This window comes from Solemya elarraichensis gill symbiont (assembly GCF_002021095.1).
Classification (GTDB): domain Bacteria; phylum Pseudomonadota; class Gammaproteobacteria; order Chromatiales; family Chromatiaceae.
The window spans coordinates 1-2,635 of the sequence record NZ_MPRK01000237.1; the positions used below are offsets into that span (position 1 = coordinate 1).

Genomic DNA, 2,635 nt, shown 5'->3' on the forward strand with positions numbered 1-2,635 from the left:
CTTCATCGTAATTGCGATTTTCGCCAGGAATGGTGGTCGTTTTCGTGTCTCTTACTCATCCCTGCTTGTTTTTGCCATTGCAGTGATACCTATGCTGCAGTATCTCTCGGGCACGATACTCTTTTTCGGGGATGCCTTCCTGTCGTCTGTCTATCTTGCCGGCTTTGCATTTGCGATCAGTGCCGGCAGAGAGCTAGATGCCGAATGGACCAAAACACTGTTATGGGCACTGGTACTGGTCGCTGCCTTTTCAGTGACTGTTTCGACCATCCACTGGCTACATATCGACTTTACGGCCGGGGGGCTCATGGAAACCCCTTTCCAAAGCACCCCGAGCGGCAACATGGGTCAAAGAAATCATTTTGCCACGCTTACAATGATGGCCGTTGGTGCCCTGCTCTATCTGAATCATGTAAAACGCATCGGCAATGTCGCGACAGTGATCCTGCTGCTTTTCTTTGTGTTTGGCCTGGCTCTCAGCAAATCACGCACTCCCTGGCTTGATGCATTCATACTCTCACTGTTCGTTCTGCTCAAGTATCAATACCTGGAAACGCCCCGCCGCTTGGTAGTGTGGCTGCTCATGGCGGTTGGCTTTTACCTGTTGATCCTGCTTTGGACCTTTCCAGTGGTAACGGAGGTTCAGACAATCCCTCCCCTGGAGAGCTTTATTCGCAATGAAGAGGGGGAAGTTCGTCCGCGCATATGGACACACTTGCTAAACGCAGTTGTTGTTGGTGACTGGGGTGGATATGGATGGAAGCAGGAGAGTGTCGCTCTTGCCCTGACTTCTGACCAGTCGTGGCGAACAATCGATACAACCTCCAGCCATAATCTGTTCCTTTCCTTTCTGGTCTGGAATGGCCCGGTTATCGGCCTGCTGATGATTGCTGCTGTGATGCTCTGGGGCTGGCATCATATCTGGAAATGCACGACACCTGAACATTTTTACCTGCTATGCATGATTGGAGCGGTCGCTGTCCATTCCCAGCTGGAATTTCCGTATGAATTTGCCTATTTTCTCGTCCCCGTAGGAATCCTGGTCGGTTATTCTGAACAATTGATGATGTCAAAAACTGTGTCTGTCAGTGTGCCTCCCATAATCAGTATCGCGATCACAAGCTGCGTGTTGATTCTCATGCTGCTGGTACAGACGGAGTTTGCAATCCTGAAACAGGCCAACCTGAAAATGCATAGTATAAATGCCAGGATAAAGAAAGCAGAGCTGATGGTTATCCCACAGGGAGAGATTCGTTTTCTAAACCACTTAAAAGCTTTCATTGACCTTGGCAACAACAAGCCAAGGGAAGGAATGGAAGAAGCAGAACTGGATGAGATACATCAGGTCGCATTACGCTATCCCAGGCACTACGTGCTGTTTCGCTACGCAGTAGCACTGGGGCTGAATCATCACCCTGAAAAAGCTTCTGAAATCCTGCTGGTATTAAGGCATATGCATGGCAGCGATATTTACGCAGATTACCTGGATCGATGGAGGTCATCAGCAGCATTGCATCCACAGTTGAACCAGGTTGCTTTGCCATCTCTGCTAATCAGCACATCCTCATGAATGACAGCCCTTTTTGACTAGAGAGCTTGCATGGCGATCAATTTGCCGAAGCGAGATTCATCCGCGTCGCGCAGAGCCTGGTAAGCCCCCTGCTCAAGCAAGTGTCCATGTTCGAAGACATAGATGTAATCAACTTTACGGATTGTTGACAGCCTGTGAGCAATAATCACTACGGTAATCTGCCCTTTGAGCTCATCAATACTCTGTTGAATCGCCTGCTCGGATTCAGTATCCAGCGAGCTGGTCGCCTCATCCAGGATGAGCAAGTTAGGCTTGCGGAACAATTCACGCGCGATGAACAGCCTCTGTCGCTGACCACCTGAAAGGCGCAAACCCCGATCACCTACAAGGGTCTGGTACCCACCGGGCAATGTATCGATAAAGTGATCAATATGGGCCTGGCGCGCAGCCTCTCGCACGCGTTGGTGAAGTTCCTGGTCCTTTTCAACATCACCTACCCACATGCAAATATTGTTGGCAATCGTGTCATCGAAAATCACGGTTTCCTGTGAGACATAGCCAATCTGCTTGCGCCAACTTGTCAGTTCCACATCTTCGCCAAGCACTCCATCAATCAGTACCTGACCGCTCTGTGGCTTGAGCATCAGTGTAATCAGGTCCACCAGTGTCGACTTGCCTGCCCCGGATTCACCAACAAATGCGACCGAGGTACGCGCCGGGATTTCCAGGCTGATATCGTGCAACACATTGCCCATTGTATGGTCATAACCGAACTGCACATTGTTTAGCGTGATAGCCTGTCCGAGTGGCGGTATGGACTGATTACCATTCGCTTCCTGTTCGTTGCAGACGGCTTCTAATTCATCCCTTACCATCTCCAGGCCGCCAACATTGCCAAGCGTACTCTGCAAAGTAGACTGCACAGCCATGACAGAATTCAGACCACGATGGAAGAGCAATATCGAGATCATGATCGGAGACAATGGCTGCTCCAGGTAGACGATCTGGATCAAAACGATAACCATGATGAACACCACGGTAACCGGCTCGCGAACAGCGCCGGTGAAGGCACCGGCAATGCCTGAGCGAATCTCGTAGCCGGTG

General features: G+C 50.3%; 2 protein-coding genes. One reads left to right on the forward strand and one right to left on the reverse strand.

The genetic code is table 11. The features are described 5' to 3' along the window. Positions 1-1,570 (forward strand): PglL family O-oligosaccharyltransferase (locus BOW51_RS09575; protein WP_078477524.1); only part of this gene is annotated, 1,570 nt, incomplete at its 5' end. Between the two features lie 17 nt (positions 1,571-1,587). On the opposite strand, the gene BOW51_RS09580 is transcribed toward BOW51_RS09575, so the two are convergent. Then, on the reverse strand, positions 1,588-2,635 hold a 1,048-nt coding region (locus BOW51_RS09580), incomplete at its 5' end, for an ABC transporter ATP-binding protein (RefSeq protein ID WP_135568221.1).